General features: G+C 60.0%; 2 protein-coding genes. Both read left to right on the top strand.

Annotation, left to right across the window (positions count from 1 at the left end; all coding sequences use genetic code 11):
* Positions 1–121 precede the first annotated feature (121 nt).
* Entirely contained in the window at positions 122–1,003 is an 882-nt protein-coding gene (gene ku / locus ACYVOK_RS34370; RefSeq protein WP_460666784.1) for a non-homologous end joining protein Ku, read from the top strand.
* A 32-nt stretch (positions 1,004–1,035) separates the two neighbouring features.
* Positions 1,036–1,643: DNA polymerase ligase N-terminal domain-containing protein (locus tag ACYVOK_RS34365; protein WP_460666783.1), on the top strand; the 608-nt coding region annotated here is incomplete at its 3' end.

The raw sequence follows: 1,643 nt of genomic DNA, 5'->3' as shown, positions 1-1,643 counted from the left end.
CCAGAGAGTCCTGTGGAGAACTCGGAACGAGTCATTTCAGGGCGACGTTGCTGACTCGTGAGGGTACCGGTCAAGGTTGCCAGACCCGTCACACAGTAGCGTATTGCTGGGAGTTCTACCCATGGCTGAACGGACGGTCTGGAAAGGTCACATCAGGCTCTCTCTCGTGTCCTGTGCGGTCGGCCTGTATCCCTCCACATCGTCGGGTGGGAAGATCCGGTTCAACACCCTCAACCGCAAAACCGGCAACCGCGTGAAGCGCCAGTTTATCGACAGCGAGACCGAGGAAGTCGTCGAGAGCGAAGACCAGGTCAAAGGCTTCGCGGTCGGCAAGGGCAGTTACATTCAGGTCGAGGACGAGGAGCTCGATGCCCTGAAGGTGGAAAGCACCCATACCATCGACATCGAGAGCTTTGTGCCGCGCGAGGAGGTCGATGAGCGCTTCCTCGATACCACGTACTACGTCGCCCCGACCGACAAGGTCTCCAACGAGGCATTCTGCGTTATCCGTGATGCGATCCGCGACAAGGGCATGGCTGGCATTGCCCGGATTGTGCTGGCGCGGCGCGAGCGCATGATCCTGCTGGAGCCTCTGGACGAGGGGCTTGTCGGAACCACACTGCACGCGGCCGACGAAGTTCGCGACGAGGACAAGGTCTTCGACGAGATCAGTGAGGTCAAGTATCCCAAGGAGATGAAGGATCTCGCCGCCCACATCATCGACAGCAAGGCAGCCCACTTTGATCCGAAACAATTCGATGATCGTTATGAGGAAGCCGTCGCTGAATTGCTGAAGTCGAAGCAGGCCGGCAAGCCGCTGAAAGAAGAGCCGTCCGAGAAACCGTCCAATGTCGTCAATCTGATGGATGCACTCAAGCGCAGTGTCTCAGCCGAGAAGGCAGGATCTACGGGCAAGAAGGCTGCTCCGGCGAAGAAACCTGCAGCGAAATCGAAATCGGCAAAGAAGCCCGCGCCGAAAGCGAAGGCGCGCAAGGCCGGCTGATCCCCACGAGTTGTGTTGCGTAGGAGTGTGTTATGGTCGCGGCATCAGCCCGTCTGAAAGCCAGGAAGGCCCCGTCGCGGAGCCGAACCGCCACGAAAACGACTGCTGGTTCACTCGCCACCTACCGGGCCAAACGGGACTTCTCCATCACGAGCGAACCCAAGGCGAAACGGGGCAAGTCTCAGGGTGACCGTTTCGTCGTCCAGAAACATGACGCTCGCCGTCTGCACTATGACCTGCGGCTGGAGCTCGATGGGGTCCTCAAGAGTTGGGCAGTCACAAGGGGACCGAGTCTGGTCCCGGGCGAGAAGCGCCTCTCGGTCCATACAGAGGACCATCCCCTGAAGTACATTGATTTCGAGGGCGTCATCCCGATCGGCCAGTATGGCGGTGGGACCATGATCGTGTGGGATCAGGGCCGCTGGATCCCCGAGGGCGACCCGCACGCGGACTATGCCCGGGGACGTTTGACGTTCACTCTCGAAGGCGAGCGCCTCAAGGGCAGGTGGCACCTTGTGCGAACCCGCGGCAAGCCCGGCGACAAGAACGAGCAGTGGCTGTTGCTCAAGTCCGACGATGAGGCAGCCCGCACCTCTGAGGATCCTGATATCCTGGAGGAGGAAACGACCTCGCTTAAATC

The organism is Kribbella swartbergensis (genome assembly GCF_054784135.1).
Note: the sequence above shows the minus strand (reverse complement) of the source record. Positions and strands in the feature narration are given on the sequence as shown.